Source organism: Nonomuraea sp. NPDC049758, from assembly GCF_040674635.1.
Classification (GTDB): domain Bacteria; phylum Actinomycetota; class Actinomycetes; order Streptosporangiales; family Streptosporangiaceae; genus Nonomuraea.
The window spans coordinates 123,958-143,134 of the sequence record NZ_JBFAMZ010000024.1 but is presented as its reverse complement, the minus strand read 5'-3'; the positions used below and the strand labels follow the sequence as shown (position 1 = coordinate 143,134).

At 74.4% G+C, this 19,177-nt stretch carries 19 protein-coding genes and 1 pseudogene; 8 read left to right on the top strand and 12 right to left on the bottom strand.

The features are described from left to right. The first annotated feature begins 4 nt into the window (after positions 1-4). Positions 5-967: an iron-siderophore ABC transporter substrate-binding protein gene (locus tag AB0J46_RS43290; protein ID WP_364340982.1), complete on the top strand. Its 963-nt coding sequence runs from the start codon at positions 5-7 to the stop codon at positions 965-967. Continuing rightward, positions 964-3,024 carry an iron ABC transporter permease gene (locus AB0J46_RS43285; protein ID WP_364340980.1) on the top strand — a complete coding sequence of 687 codons (2,061 nt, stop codon included), beginning with the start codon at positions 964-966 and terminating at the stop codon, positions 3,022-3,024. Before AB0J46_RS43290 ends, AB0J46_RS43285 begins: the two co-directional genes overlap by 4 nt. A gap of 19 nt (positions 3,025-3,043) precedes the next feature. Here AB0J46_RS43285 and AB0J46_RS43280 read toward each other — a convergent pair whose 3' ends face one another. Both AB0J46_RS43280 and AB0J46_RS43275 read right to left on the bottom strand, forming a co-directional pair. After that, on the bottom strand, positions 3,044-3,424 hold the full coding sequence (locus AB0J46_RS43280) for a YbaB/EbfC family nucleoid-associated protein (protein WP_364340979.1): 381 nt from the start codon (positions 3,422-3,424) through the stop codon (positions 3,044-3,046). Positions 3,425-3,434: 10 nt separating this feature from the next. Next, positions 3,435-3,848, bottom strand: a complete 414-nt coding sequence (locus tag AB0J46_RS43275) for a YbaB/EbfC family nucleoid-associated protein (protein ID WP_364340977.1) — start codon at positions 3,846-3,848, stop codon at positions 3,435-3,437. Positions 3,849-3,909: 61 nt separating this feature from the next. On the opposite strand from AB0J46_RS43275, the gene AB0J46_RS43270 reads away from it, so the two are divergent. From AB0J46_RS43270 to AB0J46_RS43260, 3 genes are read left to right on the top strand one after another with little or no spacing between them, the layout of a single operon-like run. Next, positions 3,910-4,224 (top strand): hypothetical protein, encoded by a 315-nt coding sequence (locus AB0J46_RS43270; RefSeq protein ID WP_364340975.1) that lies wholly within the window; start codon positions 3,910-3,912, stop codon positions 4,222-4,224. Beyond that, positions 4,215-5,099, top strand: a complete 885-nt coding sequence (locus AB0J46_RS43265; protein ID WP_364340973.1) for a hypothetical protein — start codon at positions 4,215-4,217, stop codon at positions 5,097-5,099. The genes AB0J46_RS43270 and AB0J46_RS43265 overlap by 10 nt, the downstream gene beginning before the upstream one ends. 6 nt (positions 5,100-5,105) lie before the next feature. Then, positions 5,106-5,777 (top strand): hypothetical protein, encoded by a 672-nt coding sequence (locus AB0J46_RS43260; protein ID WP_358285659.1) that lies wholly within the window; start codon positions 5,106-5,108, stop codon positions 5,775-5,777. A gap of 10 nt (positions 5,778-5,787) precedes the next feature. Here AB0J46_RS43260 and AB0J46_RS43255 read toward each other — a convergent pair whose 3' ends face one another. The 3 genes from AB0J46_RS43255 to AB0J46_RS43245 are packed head-to-tail and all read right to left on the bottom strand — an operon-like array spanning position 5,788 to position 6,976. Further along, positions 5,788-5,922 (bottom strand): hypothetical protein, encoded by a 135-nt coding sequence (locus tag AB0J46_RS43255; protein ID WP_364340971.1) that lies wholly within the window; start codon positions 5,920-5,922, stop codon positions 5,788-5,790. After that, on the bottom strand, positions 5,919-6,608 hold the full coding sequence (locus AB0J46_RS43250) for a Clp protease N-terminal domain-containing protein (RefSeq protein WP_364340969.1): 690 nt from the start codon (positions 6,606-6,608) through the stop codon (positions 5,919-5,921). The genes AB0J46_RS43255 and AB0J46_RS43250 overlap by 4 nt, the downstream gene beginning before the upstream one ends. Further along, positions 6,587-6,976 (bottom strand): nuclear transport factor 2 family protein, encoded by a 390-nt coding sequence (locus AB0J46_RS43245; RefSeq protein ID WP_364340967.1) that lies wholly within the window; start codon positions 6,974-6,976, stop codon positions 6,587-6,589. The genes AB0J46_RS43250 and AB0J46_RS43245 overlap by 22 nt, the downstream gene beginning before the upstream one ends. Before the next feature lie 78 nt (positions 6,977-7,054). On the opposite strand from AB0J46_RS43245, the gene AB0J46_RS43240 reads away from it, so the two are divergent. The 3 genes from AB0J46_RS43240 to AB0J46_RS43230 all read left to right on the top strand — a co-directional run bounded on the left by AB0J46_RS43240 (position 7,055) and on the right by AB0J46_RS43230 (position 9,552). After that, on the top strand, positions 7,055-7,840 hold the full coding sequence (locus tag AB0J46_RS43240; RefSeq protein ID WP_364340965.1) for a helix-turn-helix transcriptional regulator: 786 nt from the start codon (positions 7,055-7,057) through the stop codon (positions 7,838-7,840). 201 nt (positions 7,841-8,041) lie between these two features. After that, positions 8,042-8,635 carry a dihydrofolate reductase family protein gene (locus AB0J46_RS43235; protein ID WP_364340963.1) on the top strand — a complete coding sequence of 198 codons (594 nt, stop codon included), beginning with the start codon at positions 8,042-8,044 and terminating at the stop codon, positions 8,633-8,635. Then, positions 8,632-9,552 carry an NAD(P)-dependent oxidoreductase gene (locus AB0J46_RS43230; RefSeq protein ID WP_364340961.1) on the top strand — a complete coding sequence of 307 codons (921 nt, stop codon included), beginning with the start codon at positions 8,632-8,634 and terminating at the stop codon, positions 9,550-9,552. The genes AB0J46_RS43235 and AB0J46_RS43230 overlap by 4 nt, the downstream gene beginning before the upstream one ends. A gap of 24 nt (positions 9,553-9,576) precedes the next feature. On the opposite strand, the gene AB0J46_RS43225 is transcribed toward AB0J46_RS43230, so the two are convergent. From AB0J46_RS43225 to AB0J46_RS43195, 7 genes and pseudogenes are all read right to left on the bottom strand, one after another. After that, positions 9,577-11,049: a multicopper oxidase family protein gene (locus AB0J46_RS43225; protein WP_364340960.1), complete on the bottom strand. Its 1,473-nt coding sequence runs from the start codon at positions 11,047-11,049 to the stop codon at positions 9,577-9,579. Continuing rightward, positions 11,046-11,393: a hypothetical protein gene (locus AB0J46_RS43220; protein WP_364340958.1), complete on the bottom strand. Its 348-nt coding sequence runs from the start codon at positions 11,391-11,393 to the stop codon at positions 11,046-11,048. The genes AB0J46_RS43225 and AB0J46_RS43220 overlap by 4 nt, the downstream gene beginning before the upstream one ends. Before the next feature lie 10 nt (positions 11,394-11,403). Continuing rightward, positions 11,404-11,883 (bottom strand): anthrone oxygenase family protein, encoded by a 480-nt coding sequence (locus AB0J46_RS43215; RefSeq protein ID WP_364340956.1) that lies wholly within the window; start codon positions 11,881-11,883, stop codon positions 11,404-11,406. A gap of 220 nt (positions 11,884-12,103) precedes the next feature. Further along, positions 12,104-12,705 (bottom strand): annotated as a pseudogene (locus AB0J46_RS43210) (SDR family oxidoreductase). Between the two features lie 53 nt (positions 12,706-12,758). Beyond that, on the bottom strand, positions 12,759-14,579 hold the full coding sequence (locus AB0J46_RS43205; RefSeq protein WP_364340954.1) for a glycoside hydrolase family 15 protein: 1,821 nt from the start codon (positions 14,577-14,579) through the stop codon (positions 12,759-12,761). A gap of 61 nt (positions 14,580-14,640) precedes the next feature. Then, a complete protein-coding gene (locus tag AB0J46_RS43200) occupies positions 14,641-17,859 on the bottom strand; it encodes an AAA family ATPase (RefSeq protein ID WP_364340952.1) in 3,219 nt (1,072 codons plus the stop codon). Beyond that, positions 17,856-19,175, bottom strand: a complete 1,320-nt coding sequence (locus AB0J46_RS43195; RefSeq protein WP_364340950.1) for an oxygenase MpaB family protein — start codon at positions 19,173-19,175, stop codon at positions 17,856-17,858. The genes AB0J46_RS43200 and AB0J46_RS43195 overlap by 4 nt, the downstream gene beginning before the upstream one ends. Positions 19,176-19,177 lie beyond the last annotated feature (2 nt).

Below are 19,177 nucleotides of genomic sequence, written 5' to 3'. Positions count from 1 at the left end.
CCCCATGCGTTCCCTCCCGGCGGTCATGGCCGCCATGCTGCTGCTGACCGCCTGCGGCACAACGGAGCCCCCCGCGGCCCAGGAGCCGTCGGCGGGCGCCGCGGCCCCGATCACCGTGACCGACGCCCGCGGCAAGCAGGTCACCCTCGACAGGCCCGCGACCCGCGTCGTCGGCCTGGAATGGGGGGAGGTCGAGATGCTGGTCGCGCTCGGGGTCCAGCCGGTCGGCGCGGCCGACGTCAAGGGGTACGGCACCTGGGTCACCGCGGCCCCGCTCGACGCCTCCGTCAAGGACGTCGGCACCCGCCAGGAGCCCAGCGTCGACTCCATCGCCGCCCTCCAGCCGGACCTCGTCGTCATGGAGTCCGACGACGCCGGCCTCGTCGGCCAGCTGGAGAAGATCGCCCCGGTCATCGTCGCCAAGGGCAGCGACGCCGCCGCGAACCTCACCCGCATGCGCGCCGACCTCACTTTGCTCGCCACCGCCGTCGGCAGGACGGAGCAGGCGACCAAGGTGATGGCCGACTTCGACGCCGCCATGGCCGACGGCAAGGCCAGGATCGCCGCCTCCGGCTCGGCCGGGCAGAAGTTCATGATGGCCGACGGCTGGAAGGACGGCAGCAAGATCTCCATCCGCCCGTTCGGCAAGGGCGCCCTGGTCTCCGACGTGGCCGAGCGGCTCGGCCTCACCAACGCCTGGACCGGCGAGGTCGACGCGCAATGGGGCCTGGGCAGCACCGACGTCGAGGGCATGACCGCGGTCAAGGACGAGAACCTGCGCTTCTTCTACAACGCCTCCGACGGCGTCGACGTCTTCGCCGATCTGGCGGGCAACTCCCTGTGGAAGTCGCTGAGCTTCGTCAAGCGGAACCAGATCACCAAACTGCCCGACGGCATCTGGACCTTCGGCGGCCCCCTGTCGTGCCGGCAGTACGTCGACGCCCTGGTGAAGGCCTACGCCGGGTGATCACGGCAGTCGAGGCCCCCGCGACGCCGCTGCGCCGGTTCGGCGTCGCGGGGGCCTTCCTCGTGACCCTGGCCGTCATCGCGGCCCTCGCCGCGCTCCACCTGACGCAGGGCACCTCCGACACCGACCTGTTCGCCCTCGACGAGCAGGCGATGAACGTGCTGGTCGCCTCCCGGCTGCCGCGGCTGCTGGCGGCGGTCAGCGTCGGCGTCGCGCTCGGCGCGGCGGGCGCGCTGCTGCAGTCGGTCGCGCGCAACGCGCTGGCCTCGCCCGACACTCTCGCCGTCAGCAACGGCGCGTACCTGGCGGTCGTGCTGGCCGCCACCTTCGGGCTGAGCCTGCCGGCCGTCCTGTCCGGCGGCCTGTCCTTCCTCGGCGGCCTGGCCGCGGCCGCTCTGGTGCTCGCCCTGTCGGCGGGCGGCAGGACCGGCACCACCCGGCTGATCCTGGCCGGCTCCGCGACCGCGCTGGCCCTGCAGTCGGCGACCACCCTGCTCATGATCCTCTTCCGGGAGGAGAACACCGGCCTGTTCGCCTGGGGCAGCGGCTCGCTCGTGCAGAGCGACCTCGGCGGCGTCACCCAGATGGCCCCGGTCATCGTGGTGGCGGTCGGGGCGGCCGTCGCCCTCGGCTCCCGCCTCGACATCCTCGGCCTGGGCGACGACACCGCCTCGGTGCTGGGCGTGGACGTCCGGCGGCTGCGGCTGACCGTCGTCGTGCTCGCCGTCCTGCTCTCGGCCGCCGCGGTCACCGTGGCCGGGCCCGTCGGCTTCGTGGGGCTGTGCGCGCCGGTGGTCGTCCGCCTGCTGGCCCGGCGGCTGCCCGGGCTGGGCCGGCATCGCGTCCTGGTGCCGCTCTCGGCGCTGGCCGGCGTGGTCGTCCTGCTCGCCGCCGACGTCGCGCTGCGGTTCGTGCTCGGCGCGCGGGCCGGGGTGGACGTGCCGCCGGGCGTGGTGACCGCGATGCTGGGCGCGGGCGTGCTCATGTGGCTGGCCCGCCGGCACCGCGACGCCGGTCCGGCCCGGCGGCCGCCGACGGTCCGCGCCGCCGGCCCCGGCCGCGCCGCCTTCGCGGCGATCCTGCTGTCCGGGACGGCGCTGCTGGTCCTCGCCGTCGTGCTGGGCCTGCTCGGCGGCGACACCTGGTTGCTGCTCGGCGACGTCGCCAACTGGCTGCGGGGCAGGACCGGCAGGGCGCTGACGTATGTGCTCGACCAGCGCTGGCCGCGCGTCGCGGCGGCGGTCCTGGCCGGTGCGGCGCTCGCCGTCTCCGGCGCGGCCTTCCAGGCCGTCTCCCGCAACCCGCTGGCCGAGCCGGGCGTGCTCGGCATCACCGCGGGCGCCGGCGCGGCGGCCGTCGCGACGCTCACCCTCGTGCCCATGGCCGGGATCGCCGCGGTGTCCGGCGCGGCCGGGGCCGGCGCGCTCGCCGCCTTCGCCCTGGTCCATCTGCTGGCCTGGCGCGGTGGGCTCAGCTCCGACCGGCTCGTGCTCATGGGCGTCGGCGCGCACGCGCTGTTCAACGCGGTCACCGTGCTGATCATCGTCAAGTCCGACCCGTGGAACACCGCCAAGGCGCTCACCTGGCTCTCCGGTTCCACCTACGGGCGGGTTCCGGCCCAGCTCCTGCCGGTCGCCGCGGCGCTCGCGCTCTTCCTCCCGCTCGCTCTGTGGCTGCGGCGCGACCTCGACCTGCTCGCGCTGGACGAGGACACGCCCCGGGTGCTCGGGGTGCCGCTGGAACCCGTGCGGCTGCTCGCGCTGGGCGGCGCCGTGCTCGTCACCTCCACCGCGGTCTCGGCCGTGGGCGTGGTGGGGTTCGTCGGGCTCGTCGCCCCGCACGCCGCCCGCGCGCTCGTCGGCGGCAGGCACGTGCGGCTCCTGCCCGCGGCGGCGGTGCTGGGGGCGGTGCTGGTGAGCCTGGCCGACACGCTGGGCCGTACCGTGATCGCGCCCGCCCAGGTGCCGGCCGGGCTGGTCACCTCGCTGCTCGGCACGCCGTACTTCGTGTGGCTGCTCTGGCGCTCGCGCGCCGGGGGCCGGGCCGCCGCACAGTGACCTTCCCGGGCGTGCGGGTTCAGGCCCACTCGGCGCCGAGCAGCCGTTCCAGCTCGGCCTGCGTCCGGTCGGGGTCGTAGCCGGGGACGGCCTCGCGCATGAGGTCGTGGGTGCGCCGCTGGACGTCGGCGGCGGCCGCCCGTACCGCCGCGAGCGTCTCCTCGGCCAGGTCCTGGCCGCCCAGCCGCAGGGCGCGCTGGTCGTAGCGGACGTCGAGGACGCGTCTGTCGGCGTCGACGGTCACCCGCACGTGGCCCGACGGCCCCTCGCCGGTGCCGATGACGGCCCGCAACTCCTCCTGCGCCGACTCCAGCCAGGCCAGCATGCGCTCGCCCCGGCGGGCGGCCTCGTCGAGCTCGCGTTCGCTGATGTTGGCGGGGTCGATCTCCGGCCCGAACACGCTTCGCCTCCTAGTAAAGGTCGTTGAGTGCCTGCTCGACCCGCGCGCGCACGAAGGTCTCGTCCAGAGGCGCGGGCACGGCGGCGGTGGCGTCCCGCACCCCGTCGGCGATCTCCCGCGCCTGCCGCGCGGCGTCGTCCTGCGCGGCCCGCAGCACCTCGGCGGTCTTCCTGCCGAGCGCGGCCTCGTCCAGGCGCAGCGCCCGCGGGTCGATGCGCAGGCGGGTGGGGACGCCGTCGCCGTCGGCGAACGCCTCGACCAGCCCGTCGTCGCTCTCCGCGCGGCCCTCCACCCGGCCGATGGACGCCCGCGCGTCGTGCAGCGCCCGGATGGCGCGGCGGCTCTGGGCGACGTACTCGTGCAGGTACTCGGCGTCGTCCTCAGGAGCTGGTGAACGCATGTCGAACCCCCGACAGTCAGTCACGTGAACGTTCAGTGTAGAGGTAAACGTCTGTGCCGGAATTGACTGGATATGCTTTCTGGGCATGACGGGATTTGAGATCGCCGCGGGGGCGGTGGGTCGTGACGGCGCGTACGTCACCGGCCATGGGGCGAACTACGACGCCGCGGTCACGCGGCTGCGGCAGCGGGGGAGCGGCGCCCGGACGTTCGGCGGCGAGGGGCTGTTCGCCACCATCATCGCCACCTACAACGAGTGCCTGCAGACCTCGCTCGACGCGCTGACGGGGATCGGCGGGCAGATCGCCGAGACCGGCGAAGGGCTGCACCTGGTGGCGAGGAACACCCGGGCGGCGGAGAGCGCCACCGTCGAGAGCTTCGAGAGCCCCGCATGGCGGTGACACTCGACCCGCACGTGGCGGGCTTCCTCAACCTCATCGGTTTCCCCTGGCCGAACGACAACGAGGACGAGTGGCGTCTTGAGGCCGACGACTGGCGGGTCGTCCTCGCCGCGTCGTCGGCCCAGGGCGCCGCGGCCGACGAGTCGGTCCGCAACGCGGGGCAGTCCTACCAGGGCGACTCGGCCACGCACCTGGCCAGCCACTGGAACCAGGTCGGCGACGGCGGCGGCCACATCTCCCAGGCCGCCTCGGCGGCGAAGGTCGCGCCGGCCGTCCTCGACGGCACCGCGAACGTGGTCAGCGCGGTCAAGCTGGCCGTGGGCACGCAGGCCGCGTACGGACTGACCGCCGCCACCCAGGCGCTGCTGTTCGGCGGCGCCGCGGGCGGCATGATCGCCCTCGCCCGCATGCAGATGACCCGCCACGCCGTGGGCAAGGTGGCGCTCGAAGGCGCCGAGGGCACCGCCAGGGGCCTGGCCCCGGTGCTGAGCGGCCGGGTGACCGAGACCATGCGCCGCATCATGAAGGAGATGGAGAAGCGGCCGCACGCCCGCGACGGCATGCTCCAGATCCGGCGCAGGCGCGGCGGGGGCGGCGGCGGCAAGGGCGGGAAGGGCGGCGGCTACGACCCGAACGCCTCGGCGAGCTTCGACAACGCCGCGCAGCGGATGCACGGCAGGTTGCCCAACAGCAACGACGTCAGCAAGATGACACCGGAGCAGGCCAGGCAGGCGGCGGCCGAGGTCAAGGACAGCATCCTCACGCGGAAGATGAACGAGGCCCGGCTCGGCAAGGACTCCGGGCACGCCGCCCGGCTGGAGCAGGAGCAGAAGCTCCTGAGCGACCTTGAGCGCAAGGCCAATGAGGGGAAATAGCACCACATGCAGACACAGACGGGCGACGACCTGATGGCACGCATCCTCGCCCGCCCCGCCGACGACGAGGCCCGCGGCCAGGCCGCCAACGACCTGCTCAACGAGCTGTTCGACGGCTATCCCGTCGAGAACCTGCGCGTCCTGCTGCGCAGCGGCGACGACGACGCCGTGCAGACCGGCGCCTGGCTGCTGTCGGAGCTGGGCGAGCCGGCCGAGCCGCTGCTGGACGAGGTCCCCGCCCTGCTGGCCCATCCGCGGACCCAGGTGCGGTTCTTCGCCGTCGAGTTCGTGCTGCTCGCCGCGGACGAGCGGCACGCCGGCGTCATCGCCCAGACCCTCGCCCTGAGCCGGACCTCCGACACCGCCATCCGGTGGAAGGTCCTGCACTTCCTGGCGATGGCCTCGACCGAACAGCTCATGGCGGGGCTGTCCCGGCTGGCCGACCCCGAGGTCGGGCGGCTCGCGGCCGGGCTGGTCGCCGCCGACACCGAGGACCCCGACCCGGGCGAGGTCGTCGCCGCGCTGGAGGGCGACGACCCGGTGGCCCGCCTGTTCGCCGCGGCGATCGCGACGCGCATGGCCGAGGACGACGCGGCGTTGCTGCGTCTCGCCGCCAGGGTGAAGGACGAGGAGGTCAGTTCGTTCGCGCAGTGGCAGCTCATGCGGCTCCAGGGCTAGCGCGCACGCCTCACCGGCCGTCGAGGAGGAGCGGCAGCAGGATCAGCAGCCAGAAGACGGCGACGGCCGCGCAGCTGATCAGGGTGCGGGCGAGGCGTGACGGGGCTCGCCGTCGGCGCGTCGGCGGCTCCATGGCCCTGGTCACCGCGGCTCGGACGCGGAGCCCAGGTTCTGCTCCAGCCGTTCGATGCGCTCGATGAGCGGCTGCAACTGCTGCTGCACCGCAACAGCCAGCGCCTGCGCCGGATCGCCGGCGGCCGACGTCTGGGCACGCAGGTGCACGTAGCCGGCCAGGGCCGCCGTCACGGCCCGGCGGACCAGGCGGGACTCGGCGCCCAGCGCCCGCAGGACCTGGCCGGCGGTGCCGTCGGGCTCGGTGATCAGCCCCAGGAGCAGGTGTTCGCAGCCGACGTAGTTGTGGCCCATCGCGGTCGCCTCGGTGACCGTCAGTTCGAGGGCGCCGGCGGCGGCGTCGCTGAAGTGCACCGCCGAGTTCCCGCCGGCCCCGCCTTCCTCGCCGGCCGGCTGCCGGTCCAGGTCGCGCTGGACCTGGGCGGGGTCGATGTCGACCGCTCTGAGCACGTGCAGCGCCAGGTTCTGCCCCTCGGCCAGCATCCCGGCCAGCAGGTGCCCGGTGCCGACGGCCGGTGCCGCGTCGGCGCGGGCCCGGTCGATGGCCAGCTTGACGACCGTGCGGGCGCGGTCGGTGAAGCGCGGCAGCCGTTCGGCCAGGTCGCCGGCGTCCAGTTCGCCAAGGGCGGTCTGGCGGATGGCGGTGATCCTGCGCACCGCCTGCTCCAGCGCGCACGTCAGCGGACGGGCGGATCCCACCAGGTCAGGTTGGCGGTGGCCTGGGACACCGGTTCGATGATCTCCCACGCCTCGGCGATGCGTCCGCCGTCCAGGCGCCAGATGTCCACGACCACGATCTCCGGGCCGCCGTCCGGCGCCTGGCGGCGCGAGTGCATCACGACGTGGTCGCCGTCGGCCAGCACGTGGTCGATCTCCACGCGCATGCCGGCCAGTGGGACGAGCGCGGCACGCACGGCGCCGAGCCATTCCGTCTTGGTCGAGGCCGCCGAACCGGGCCGGTGGTGGCGGAAGTCGTCGCTCAGCAGGGGCGCGAGCGCGTCCACGTCGCCCGTCCCGATCAGTTCCGTCAGCGCGCGTTGGACGATGGCCTTGTTGTCGTTCGTCATGGGGACACTCTGGCCAGCCCTGCCAGGGATGTCGATGAAAAGGGATTTCATGGCGGACGTCCAGTAGTCTCGGCGGCCATGTGGACTGTCGGGGACATGTTGCGGCAATGGCGGCACCGCCGGCGGCTCAGCCAGCTCGATCTCGCGCTCGCCGCCGGCGTCTCGGCCCGGCACGTGAGCCTGGTGGAGACCGGTAAGTCCAACCCGAGCGCCGAGATGATCCTGCGGCTGGCCGGGCAGCTGGACGTGCCGCTGCGGGAGCGCAACCGGCTGCTGCTCGCCGCCGGTTTCGCCCCCCGGTACGCCGAGCAGCCGCTCACCGGGGACGCGCTGTCGACGGCCGGGGAGGCGATCGCGCGGGTGCTGCGCGCCCACGAGCCGTACCCGGCGGTGGTCCTCGACCGCCGGTGGAACATCGTGATGAGTAACCGGGCCATCGACCCGTTCCTCGTGGACGTCGCGCCCGACCTGCTGCGTGCGCCGGTCAACATCGTCCGGCTGGGGCTGGGGCGCGGCGGGCTCGCTCCCCGGATCGTCAACCTGCCCGAGGTGCGCGCGGTGCTCCGGGCCAGGATCTCCCGCCAGCTCGCCGTCGCCCCCGACGCCGAGCTGCAGGCGATCTACGAGGAGCTGCTCGCGCCGGGCTTGGAGGAGGCGGGCCGTTCGGCCGGGTCGGAGGTCACCGTCCCGATGATCTTCCGGTTCGGTGACGCCGAACTGCGGCTGTTCTCGACCACCACCACGTTCGGCACCCCGATGGACATCACGCTGGACGAGATCTCGATCGAGTCGTACTACCCGGCCGACGCCGAGACCGCCGCCTATTTCGTGAAGTTCGGCGCGGAGGTGCCGGCGGGGGAGTGACCGCGTGGGCGGGTTCTCCCGGTACGGACCGTGTGCCCCCGATCGGCGATGACGTTCGTCATCGCCGATCGTCCACTTCCGCATCTGCCGGTCGGACGGCGGCGCGGCGGAGACTTTCCGGCGACGGCGACTTCGTGCCCCCTTCGGATCCTCTCGGAGAAACGGGCCAGAAGTCTGAGCACTCCGGAAGGGAACACTCCGATGAGCAAGGTCATCTGCGCCCACGCGGTGTCGGTCGACGGCTTCATCACCGGCCGCGACCCCGGCGCCGGGCGCGGCCTCGGCGACGCGTCCATGCTGTTCGACTGGTACTTCGACGGCGACACCCCCAGCCAGGTCTTCGGCGGGTTCAAGCTGAGCGCGCCCAGCGCCCGGCTCTTCGACGCCCTGGCCGCCCGCGTCGGCGCGATCGTCGCCGGACGCCGCACCTACGACGACTCCGACCACTTCGGCGGCGGCAGCCCCCACCCGGGCGCCCGCCTGGTCGTCCTCAGCCACCGCCCGGCGCCGGAGATCACCGACCGCCAGACGCTGGTCACCACCGGCGTCCACGACGCGATCGCCGCCGCCCGCGAGGCCGCCGGCGGCAAGGACGTCGGCCTCATGGGCGGCGGCGTGGTCACCGCGGCGCTGCGGGCGGGCCTGGTCGACGAGGTGGTCCTGCACCAGGTGCCCGTCCTGATCGGCGGCGGCCGGCCGTTCTTCGGTGAGCTGCCGGAGCACGTACGCCTGCGCCTGGTCGAGGCCGTGCCCGCGCCGGGCGTGACCCACCTGCGCTACGAGGTGGCCCGATGATCCTCGTCACCGGAGGGCTCGGCATGATCGGCGCGCACACCGCCCGCGCGCTCGCCGACCTCGGACGCCGGGTCGTCGTCACCGCGCACCGCCGGGCCGAGGTCCCCTCGTTCCTGGCCGGCCGGGTCGCCGTGGAGCCGCTGGACGTCACCGACCGGGACGCCTTCCTGGCCCTGGCCGCCCGCCACGACGTCGGCGACATCGTCCACCTGGCCGGCGGCATCCCCGGCGCGGACCCGGTGGAATTCTTCCGCGCGGACACCACCGGCCTGCTCAACGCGCTGGAGGTGGCGCGGGCCAGGGGCGTGCGCAGGTTCGCCGTCGCCAGCAGCCTCGGCGTCTACGCCGGGCGGCCGGAGACCCGGTGGCACGAGGAGCTGCCGCTGCCCGCCGCGGACCTGCCGCACCCGATCGTCGCCCTCAAGAAGGCCGCCGAGCCCCTGACCACGCACGGCCTCCAGGGCAGCGGGGTCCAGCCGGTCGTGCTCAGGATCGGCAGCGTGTGGGGGCCGTTGATGGACCCGGAGTCGCCGTTCAACCACGTCCCGCCGTACGTCGGCGCCGCCCTGCGGGGCGAGCGGCCGCCGCCGCTTCACGCCGGCGACGGCGGCGACACCTGCTACGCGCCCGACGCCGGGCGCGCGATCGCCCTGCTGATGACCGCGCGAGCCCTGCCGCACACCGTCTACAACGTCTCCAGCGGCCGGCCGTTCACCAACCGCGACCTCGCCGACGCCGTACGGGCGGCCGTCCCCGGCTCCCGGCCCGGCCTCCTGCCCGGACGGTCCGGCCCTGACGGAGACGACCCCTGCCTCGACATCGCCCGGCTCACCCGCGACACCGGCTTCGAACCGGCCTTCGACCTGGCCGCGGCGGTCGCCGACTACGTCGCCTGGCGCGCCGCCAACCCCCGCTAGCCCGATCGGGCAAGCGGCCCGGGGTCAGATCACCTCGAAGGTGCTCATCATGGCCATGTCCTCGTGTTCGAGGTTGTGGCAGTGCAAAACGTACCGGCCTCGGTAGCCGGTGAAGCGGGTGATGATCTCCACGGTCTGCGCCTCCCGCAGCTCGACGGTGTCCTTCCACTCCGGCGGGCCGTCCGGCCGTTCGCCGCCGACCGAGAGCACCTGGAAGGGCGCCAGGTGCAGGTGCACGGGGTGGGCGACGTCGCTGGTCACCCGCCAGATCTCGACCTGGCCGAGCTTGGGCCGGGCATCGACGCGGCGGACGTCGAAGGGCTTGCCGTTGATCAGCCAGCCGGTGTGGCCGCGCAGGTCGCCGCTGCTGAACTCGAAGTCGCGGGTCACCGCGGCCGAGGCCGGGTCGAGGCGTTCGACGGTGGACAGCACCTTGGGGATCGCCGAGTCGTCGCGGGCGTCGCGCTCGACGGTGAACCGCATCACCCGGGCCTGCGGCCCTTCTCCGAGCAGGTTGCGCAGCTCGACGTGGTCGCCGACCCGGTAGGCGGCGAAGTCCACGATCACGTCCGCGCGTTCCCCGGGCGCCAGCCGGATCCGCTGGAGCGGACGCGGCGCCGCCAGCAGGCCGCCGTCGCTGCCGATCTGGGTCAGGGTGCCGCCGGGCGACAGGGCCAGCTCGTACGTGCGGGCGTTGGAGGCGTTGAGCAGCCGCAGCCGGTGGCGGGCGCGGTCCACGCCCAGCTGCGGCCAGGGCGCGCCGTTGACCAGGATGACGTCCCCCAGCACGCCGCCCATGAACGCCTCGCGGGCGCCGGGGCCGTCCTGCCTGCCGGGGTAGGGCATCGTCCCGTCGGCCTGGAAGGCGCGGTCGCAGATCAGCAGCGGCACGTCCCGCTCGCCCGACGGGAGCGGCAGCCGGTCCTGCTCGTCGTCGTCCACGATGAAGAAGCCGGCCAGGCCGCGCCAGACCTGCGGCCCGGTGTAGTCCATACGGTGGTCGTGGTACCACAGCGTGGCCGCGCGCTGCTCCAGCGGGAAGACGTGGTCGCGGTGCGCGCCCGGCTGCACCAGGTCGGTGGGGAAGCCGTCGGACTCGGGCGGGGTGTGCCCGCCGTGCAGGTGGGTGACCGTCGGAGCGGGCAGGCGGTTGCCGACGCGCACGACGGTCCGGCGGCCGGAGCGCGCCCGGATGGTGGGGCCGGGGAACTGCCCGTCGTACCCCCAGACCGGGGTGCGCAGGCCCGGCAGGATCTCCACCTCGGCCGGGCGCTGGAGGAGCTCGTAGTAGTCGGCGCCCGCGTCCGTCCTGGCAGGTCTGGCCACGGCGGGCCGCGGGAGCGGCACGGCGTACGGCGCGGGCAGCGGCGCCTGGCTGGTCATCAGCTGGGGCAGCGGCGTGCGGGTCAGCAGCGAGCAGCCCGAGACGCCCAGCGCCGCGCCCACGCCGAGCAGCCGCAGCGCCTGCCGTCTGGTCATGCCGGTCATGCCGGTCATGCCGACGTCGTCCGGAGGCGGCCGGCGGACCAGACGCGCGCGGTCTGCACCATGCTGCCGCCGAACATCAGCACGCCGAGCGGCACGTGCACGCCCTTCACGTGCGCCATGCCCAGCGCCATCTGGACCAGCGTCGCCACCAGCATGCCGACGGCGGCCAGGATGGCCGCCCGCTGCTTGGTCAGCACCGCGGCGACCAGGTACAGCAGCACGGTGGCCGCGACGGCCAGCGCCGTGGCGCTGTGGGCGGCCCGGCCGCCCGGCGAGCTGAGCAGCAGCCCGGCGGTGACGGCCTGCAGCAGCAGGGCGACGGTCTGCGCGGCGAGCGCGATACGCAGGAACATGACGGTTCTCCTAACGGGACGAGGTCGAGGGACGGGCGGCGACCGCGGCGACGACGACCAGCACGAAGGCGGCCAGCGCGGTCATGGTGCGTAGGGTGTGGAACAGCTCCCACCGCTGGAAGACCTCCGCGTGGCCGGCCGGCACGGAGCCGGCGGCCCACTCGCGGAACCGCGCGTGCAGCGGGACGTTGCCGAACACGGTGATCAGCAGCGAGGCCACCGCCAGCGCGGCGGCGCCGGAAGCCAGCCGGCGCGGCAGGTCGCGGCCGGCGAGCGCCAGCCCGAACGTGGTCAGGATGGCCAGGGCCATCGCGCTCTGCATGACCGGCTCGTTGACCTTCATCATCGTGGTGTGGAAGGTCAGGCGCACGTCCAGCGGCACGGCGCCGAACGTGGGCACCACGTTGGCGGCGCCGTATCCGAACGCGCCCGCGAGCAGCCCGGTCGCCAGCAGCGCGGCGCCATGGAGGTACCTGACTCGGGTTCTCATGTCTGCCAATGGTCGTCCGGCCGCGGCTTCGTGGCGTCCCACCGGCGGACTCATCTGCCGCTACCCCAGCGGGATCAAATGCCGGCCGCGTCTACGACGACGGATGTAGTGCCGCGCTACCACGCCGTACCGGCCGGAGCCGTAAAAGGCCCGCGGCCAGGGCGTTCCTGGTCACGGGCCGGGGTGTCCGCGGTGCCGTCAGGCGTCGCTCCGCCCCCGGTCAGCGGAGGTAGGAGGCGCCGTTGAGGTCGAGGACGGTGCCGCTGGCCCATTCGGCCGCCGGTGAGGCCAGGTAGAGCACGGCGGCGGCGATCTCGTCCGCCTCCCCGACCCGGCCGAACGGGCTCTGCGCGCGGATCGCGTCCCCCGCGGGCGGCTTGAGGTGCTCGGTGGTCATGTCCGTCGCGACGAAGCCGGGGGCCACGGAGGCGACCGCGATGCCGTGCGGGGCGAGGGCCACGGCCAGCGACTGGCTCATCGCGTTCAGGCCCGCCTTGCCGGCCCCGTAGCCGGGGGCGTCGGGCTCGCCGCGAAAGGCGCCGCGGGAGCTGACGTTCACGATGCGTTGTTGACCAGGACGTCGAGCCCGCCCAGCGCCCCCGCCGCCTCGTCGGCCATGCGCCGCACGCCCTCGGGGTCGGCCAGATCGGCCTGGACGACGACGTGCCCCGAGCCGGCCAGCTCGCCGAGCACGTTCCCGGCCGCCCGCGCCGAGTCGCGATGGTGGACCGCGACCCGGTCACCCTGGGCGGCGAACGCCGTCGCCACCGCCCTGCCGATGCCCCTGGACGCTCCCGTGACGAGTACCGCGCGACCGCTCACCCGCCGCACCCCAGCAGCCGCCCGCCGAAGGCCTCCGCGGGCCCCGGAGCGGGTCAACCGCCGTGTTCGGCCCAGTCGTGCAGGGCGTCGACGGTGCCGGAGGCGTCGAGGTTGAGCGCCGCCTCGATCAGCGCCAGATGCGTGAACGCCTGCGGATAGTTCCCCGCCATGTGCCCGTCGCCGGTCATCTCCTCGGCGAACAGCCCGAGCGGCTCGGCCCGCGCGCACAGCGTCTCGAACCGGTCGCGGGCCTCGGCCGTCCGCCCGGCCAGCACCAGCGCCGAGACCATCTCGAACGAGCACATCAGGAACGCCCCCTCCGGCCCGTCCACGCCGTCGCGGGTGGTCTCGGGGTCGTAGCGGTGCACGAGCGCGCCGCCCTCGCCCAGGCGGGCCTGGATGTGGTCGAGGGTGCCGAGCACGCGGGGGTCGTCGCCGTCCAGGAAGCCGAGCAGCGGCAGCCGCAGCAGCGAGCCGTCGGCCTGGTCGGACCCGTAGGACTGGGTGAAGGCGCCGACGTCGGCGTTGTAGCCGCGCTCCAGCAGCTCGGCGCGGACGGCCGCGCGCTCGGCCCGCCACTGCGCCAGGGGCAGGCCGGGCTCGCCGGTCGCCTCCGCCAGCCGGACCGCGCGGTCGAAGCAGACCCAGGCGTACAGCTTGGAGTAGGTCCAGTGGCGTTCGCCGCCGCGCACCTCCCAGATGCCGGCGTCCGGCTCCCGCCACCGCTCGCGGGCCCGCTCCACCAGCCGCCACAACACCGGGCCGCCGCTCAGCTCGCCGGTCACGCCGTGGTAGGCCATGGCCGCGTCCAGGATGTGACCGTAGCCGTCGAGCTGGTGCTGACCCGCGGCGCCGTTGCCGATCCGCACCGGACGCGAGCCCGCGTACCCCTCCAGATGGCCGAGGACGGTCTCGCCGGCGACCGGCCCGCCGCCGACGCCGAACACCGGCGGCAGGTCGCCCTCGTGGATCGCGCACTGGCCGAGCAGGAACGTCAGGTAGCGGCCCGCCTCCTCGCGATGGCCGAGCCGCAGCAGCGCCAGCACCATGAGCGCGGCGTCGCGGTGCCACACGTAGCGGTAGTCCCAGTTGCGCTGCCCGCCGAGCCACTCCGGCAGCGACGTCGTGGGCGCCGCGAGCAGCCCGCCGCTCTCGTCGAACAGCAGCCCGCGCAGCACGACCGCGCTGTGCCGCACCTGCCGCGCCCCCACCCCGTCGTAGGCCGACCGCGACGACCACGACCGCCACGACCGCACGGTGTCGGCCAGCAGCCGCTCGGGGTCGCTGACGGGCACGTGCCCCTGACCCGCGTAGTCGAGCGCGACCGCCCACGACTCGCCCTCGCCGAGCGTGGTCTCGGCCATGGGCCGTGCCGTCGGCCCGTCCGTCACCCCTTCCATGCCGGTCAGCAGCAGGCCGGACTCCTCGGCCAGCACGCCGTCGCGCGGCGTCCAGCGGGCCTCGCGGGTGGCGTAGTCGGGCCTGGCCAGCACCCGCGAGCGCACGACCGCCCGCCCCCGCTCGCATTTGGCCCACCGCACCAGCAGCCGGACCGGCACCACGCCGCTGCCGCCCGTCCCCGGCGGCGACGTGGCGAAGAAGTCGTGCACCACGACCTCGCAGTCGCGCCCGACCCAGCGGGTGCGCAGCACCAGCGTCTCCTCGACGTAGCCGCGCCCCTCGACCCGCGCGCCGGCCACGTCGAACTCCCACGCCCCGCCGAGCCGCCGGTCGAGGATGCGCGCGAACACGCTCGGGCCGTCGAAGCGCGGCGCGCACATCCACTCCACCGCCCCGCCGGGCGCGACCAGTGCCGCCGTGTGACAGTCCGACAGGAACGCGTACGCCCCGATCGGTGGAAATCCCCCGGCCATCCGTGCACCCCGTACCTCTTCATCGCGCCCCCCGTGCCGGGTTGCCCGATGTCGCCGCAGGTTAAACGGGGTGCGCGGGCAGCCGGCGGTCGAGCAGGAGCGCGCCGCGGCCCGGCAGGAGGGAGGCGCACCACTCGCGCAGCGCGGCCGGCCGGGGGCCGCCGACGTCGGCGGTGTCGAGCAGGTCGGCCCAGTCGAGCAGCGACTCGGCCAGCATGAGCGGCACCCCGCTGCGTTCGTGCACCTCGGCGGCGGCCTCGAAGTGCTCGCTCGCCCGCGCCGGGTCGCCCATCGTCACGCATAGGTGGGCCAGGTAGTGGTGGCCGCAGTGGTGGGCCACCGTGCCGTGGCCGAACGTCTCGCCGTCGGCGGCCAGCGACGCGTACAGCCGTTCGGCCAGCTCAGGACGGCGCAGATGCGCCGCGGCCACGGCCAGGTTGTCCAGGGCGGGCCGGTGGGCCATGTTGCGCGGCGGCACGCCGCCGCGGTCGGCCAGAATACGGTCGAGCAGCGGCCCGGCCTCCTCGTCACCCATCTCGCACAGGTAGCGCAGCACGGCGTGCACCGGGTCGACGCGGGGCGCCTGGGCGGCGCGGCGCAGCCGGTCGCGCAGCTCCCACAACCGGCCCTGCAGCCGGCGGATCTCGGAGATCTGCTCGGAGTAGATGGCCACGGCCTCCAGGCGGCGGCCGATCTCGGTGCCGAGCCGCATGGCCGACAGCGCCTCGGTCTCGGCCTGGGCCAGGTCGCCCTGCATGAGCGTCAGGCCCGCCCTGGAGTAGCCGATCAGCCAGTTGAGCTGCGGCTGGGCCAGCCGGCGGGCCAGCTCGTCGGCCTGGTCGAGCAGCGTCGCGGCGCGCGCGGTGTCGCCGCTGTCCAGCACCGGCGGGGTGCGCTGGACGTAGGCGTGGAACAGCGCCAGGTCGTCGCCCGTGCGGCGGGCCGCCTCCAGCATCTCGTCGCCGTCGCGGTGGCGCTGGTGCAGCGGGTCGGCCGGGATGATCGTCAGGCTGCGCATCCCGAGCACGCTGGCCAGCGTGCGCGGGTCGCCCGACTTGCGGGCCAGCGCGACCGCCTCGTCGCTCAGCGCGAAGCGCCGCTCGCCGTCGGGCGCCCAGATCAGCTCGGAGGCGAGCAGCGCGGCCAGCAGCGCCCGGGTGCTGAGGTCGGTCGAGTCGACCAGCTTGCGCGCCTCGGTCAGCAGCGCGATGCGGCGCTGGTCGGGGGCGGCGGAGATGCTGGAGAAGCCGCGGTCGCCGCCGAGCGCGGCCACCACGATCAGGTCGTCGCGCCCGCACTCCCTGGCCAGCTCGGCGGCCTGGTGCAGGGTCTCGCGCGCCTCCGGGTGCCCGGCCAGCCACATCGCCCGGCCGCAGTCCATCAGCAGCTCGGCACGCCGTTCCGGGGAGGCGCCGGGGAAGTCCGCCAGCAGGCCGAGCACCCGCTGGTACCAGGTGACCGCCTCGCGGTGGGCCAGCCCGGCCAGCGCGTGGCGGGCCGCCTGCACGCCCGCCTCGGCGGCCTCGGCCGTCCGGCGCGGGTCGCGGCCGTGCTCGGCGGCGGCCAGCAGGTGGGTGGCCACGACGTACGGGCGCGACTCCATGGCCTGCGGGTCGGCCTGGCACAGGGCGTCGGCGACCCGGCCGTGCAGCAGCCCGGCGCGGGGGGCCGACAGCGTGGCGTACAGGGCGGTGCGGGTCAGCTCGTGGGAGAACTGGCACTGGCCGCCGTCGGCCATGGTCACCAGGCCCGCGCCCATGGCCTCCTCGACGGCGGCCACGAAGCGCGCCTCGTCCAGGCCGAGGCCCAGGCGCAGCGCGGCCGACTCCATGCGCTCGCCCACGGCCAGCAGGCTGACCAGGTCGCGGGCGTCGGGGTGGAGCTGGGCCAGACGCGCCCGGACCATGCGGGTGACCGAGTCGGGGACGGTCAGCGCGTCGAGGTCGGCCCCCGCGGCCAGCTCCCTGGCCACCTCGGTGACCAGGAACGCGTTGCCGCCGGTGATCCGGTACAGCAGCTCGGGGTCGCCGTCGCTGCGCACCTCCGACAGGGCCCGGCTGACCTCGTCCATGCCGAAGGAGGAGACCTGCACCAGGTGGCCGTCGGCGGTCAGCTTGTGCAGCTCGGGCATCGCCGACTCGACGGGCACCGGGCGCGAGGTGGCCAGGATCAGCAGCGGCAGCGAGTCGGCGTCCCACATCAGGGAGTGCAGCATCTGCAGCGACTCCAGCGTCGCCCACTGCAGGTCGTCGATCACCAGCAGCACCGGCCGCACGGTGGCCAGGCGCTCGATGAGCGTGCGCGCCGCGGCCATCAGGTGGTAACGCTCGGAGACCGGCTCGGTGGCGGGCGGGACCGCCAGCGACAGCGGGGGAGCGGCCAGCGAGGGCGCCAGCCGGACGAGCTGCCCGCACTGCTGGTCGACCCCGGCCCGCAGCAACAGCGCCGGCGAGGTGCGGGCCAGCCGCTCGACCGCCCCGGCGATCGGCTCGTACGCCTGCCGCGCCGGATCGGTGCACCGCCCCGCCAGCACGGTGAACTGCCGCTTGAGCGCCCGCCGCGCCACGACCGAGGCCAGCCGGGTCTTGCCGACGCCCGGATCGCCCTGCAGGATCACCAGCCCGCTGCCGAACTCGGCCGCCCCCAGCTCCTCCTCCAGCGCCCGCAGCTCCTCGTCCCGGCCGACGAACGGCAGCACGTGCCCGCTGTCCAGCCAGGGCGCCAGCCCGCCGGCGTGCTGGTTGTCGGCGCTCTGCCAGTGGAGCTCGTAGGTGTGCATCGGCTCCCGCAGGCCCTTGCCCGGCAGCCGGCCCAGGTCTTTGAACTCGTGCCGGCTGCGGCCCTGGGCCAGGCGGCGCACCAGGTCGGTGCAGAGCACCTGGCCGCCCTCGGCCACCGCGACCAGCCGGGCCGCCTCGACCGTGGGCAGCCCGCTGACGTCGTCGGCGCCCCAGCACACGTCGCCCGCCGCCAGCGCGGCCCTGATCGAGATCTTCTCCAGCGCCCGCTCGTTCTCGGCCGCGACGGCCTGCTCGACGGCGATGACCGCGTCGAGCCCGGCCGTGGCCGAGCCGAACACCGCCATCAGCCCGTCGCCCAGGCTCTTGGTGAACGTCGAGCCGCTGGCCGTCACCACCGAGTGCAGCAGCTGGTAGAGCCGGCGGAAGACGACGTTCGCGCGTTCCTCGCCCAGCCTGATCCGCAGGGCTGTGGAGCTGACCACGTCGGTGAACAGGATGGTGGCGGTGGTCAGCGTGCCCGGCTCGTGCGGGGTGCTCACGCGGGTGGTCCCTCCTTCCGCACGGGGGCCCTGGCCGCCCTGCCCACGCCCTTCCGCACGCCCTTGCGGACGCTGTGGCGGAGCCTGCGCGTGCGGCGCGCGGTCTTCGACTGCCGGACGCGCCAGTGGGCGGCCAGCTCCTCGGGGATCTGGAAGGCGGCGTGGCCGCCCGAGTGGCGGTCGATCATGGCGATGACGATGTGCTTGCCCGCCCGGCGCACCAGCCAGCGCACCACCGCGTCGACCGGGCCCATCAGGCGGCCGTACCGGTTGCCGGCCCTGGCCGCGGCGAACAGCGCGTTGAACCACCACGCCGGCGGCGGCACGTCGAGCAGCGCCGGGACCTGGGCGGCGTTGTAGCGGGCGTCGCGGAAGACCCAGTGCACCAGGCTGCGCGGCAGCTTGCGCCAGCCCAGGTGCATGAACTCCTCCATCTCCGCCAGCAGCACGGCCATCAGCCTGCGGCCCTCGTCGCTCGACTCGTACAGGCGGCCGAGCCGTTCGCTGACCGGCGGCACGTCGTCGAGGGTGAGCGGCCGGTCGCGGCACGCCTCGACGCCCATGAGGTGGCCGAAGACGCTCCACGTGTACAGGTGGGCGGCCTTGTCGTCGTCGCTGAGGCGCACCCCCATGCTCTCCAGAGCCTCCCACGTGACGACCGAGAAGTCGAAGATGGTGGCCAGCAGCAGTTCCTGGTTGACCGGCGGGCCGAACCTGGCGGTGTCCCAGTCGTCGCCGAAGTGCTCGGTGGACAGCGCGCGCACGAACGAGTGCAGGATGCGCAGCCCGATCGCCGTCGTGTGCCCCGGACGGCCCGGCGTCAGGCTGTCGGTGGCCTTCAGGCCCATGACGTCCACCAGCATCTGGCCGGTCTCGGCGACCCGGCGGGTGAGGCTGTGCGTCGCCAGGTCGGACACGCCGGCCAGCACCTTGGCGCTGGAGATCTCGACGTAGGCCATGGGCAGGCACTTGCAGAACAGCGCGACCGACTGGTACAGCCCGTAGTCGGAGAAGACGGCCTGGCCGCGGGCCAGCAGCTCGGCGTCCTGGCCCCACTCGGGCAGGTCCTTGTTGAAGTCGATGGCGTCGAAGATGGCCGAGGGGCCGGTCTCGCCCGAGGGCGCCCGCGCCTCCCGCTTGGCCCGGCCGAGCTCCACGACGACCGCGCGCAGCAGGGACAGCGCGTTCTCCCCTGCGGGCCTGGTCTCCAGGTAGCCGGCCACGATCTTGTCGATGTCCGGGTCGGCCTGCTGCCGTAACTGCCGGAAGCGTTCCGCCGGCCAGCGCTCGGCGGGGGCGTTGTCGTGCTCGTTCATGT

Coding starts and splice junctions, on each gene's coding strand:
- AB0J46_RS43290 (WP_364340982.1), top strand. CDS start 5: ATGCGTTCCCTCCCGGCGGTCATGGCCGCCATGCTGCTGCTGACCGCC.
- AB0J46_RS43270 (WP_364340975.1), top strand. CDS start 3,910: ATGACGGGATTTGAGATCGCCGCGGGGGCGGTGGGTCGTGACGGCGCG.
- AB0J46_RS43265 (WP_364340973.1), top strand. CDS start 4,215: ATGGCGGTGACACTCGACCCGCACGTGGCGGGCTTCCTCAACCTCATC.
- AB0J46_RS43260 (WP_358285659.1), top strand. CDS start 5,106: ATGCAGACACAGACGGGCGACGACCTGATGGCACGCATCCTCGCCCGC.
- AB0J46_RS43245 (WP_364340967.1), bottom strand. CDS start 6,976: ATGACGAACGACAACAAGGCCATCGTCCAACGCGCGCTGACGGAACTG.
- AB0J46_RS43240 (WP_364340965.1), top strand. CDS start 7,055: ATGTGGACTGTCGGGGACATGTTGCGGCAATGGCGGCACCGCCGGCGG.
- AB0J46_RS43235 (WP_364340963.1), top strand. CDS start 8,042: ATGAGCAAGGTCATCTGCGCCCACGCGGTGTCGGTCGACGGCTTCATC.
- AB0J46_RS43230 (WP_364340961.1), top strand. CDS start 8,632: ATGATCCTCGTCACCGGAGGGCTCGGCATGATCGGCGCGCACACCGCC.
- AB0J46_RS43225 (WP_364340960.1), bottom strand. CDS start 11,049: ATGACCGGCATGACCGGCATGACCAGACGGCAGGCGCTGCGGCTGCTC.
- AB0J46_RS43220 (WP_364340958.1), bottom strand. CDS start 11,393: ATGTTCCTGCGTATCGCGCTCGCCGCGCAGACCGTCGCCCTGCTGCTG.
- AB0J46_RS43215 (WP_364340956.1), bottom strand. CDS start 11,883: ATGAGAACCCGAGTCAGGTACCTCCATGGCGCCGCGCTGCTGGCGACC.
- AB0J46_RS43205 (WP_364340954.1), bottom strand. CDS start 14,579: ATGGCCGGGGGATTTCCACCGATCGGGGCGTACGCGTTCCTGTCGGAC.
- AB0J46_RS43195 (WP_364340950.1), bottom strand. CDS start 19,175: ATGAACGAGCACGACAACGCCCCCGCCGAGCGCTGGCCGGCGGAACGC.